Raw genomic sequence first — 255 nt, forward strand, 5'->3', positions numbered from 1 at the left:
TACTTTGGGACCTTAGCTGGTGGTCTGGGCTGTTTCCCTTTCGACTACGGATCTTATCACTCGCAGTCTGACTCCCAGAGATGAGCAGATGGCATTCGGAGTTTATCTGGATTCAGTAAGACGTATGCCCCCCTAGTCCAAACAGTGCTCTACCTCCAACGCTCTCACTCTGAGGCTATACCTAAATATATTTCGGAGAGAACCAGCTATCTCCAAGTTCGATTGGAATTTCTCCGCTACCCACATGTCATCCAA

At 48.2% G+C, this 255-nt stretch carries 1 rRNA gene; it reads right to left on the bottom strand.

The features are described from left to right. Positions 1-255 (bottom strand): 23S ribosomal RNA (locus ACEN31_RS11705); the annotation flags it as partial.

Source organism: Ruoffia sp. FAM 26255 (genome assembly GCF_045528525.1).
GTDB classification, from domain to species: Bacteria; Bacillota; Bacilli; order Lactobacillales; family Aerococcaceae; genus Ruoffia; species Ruoffia tabacinasalis.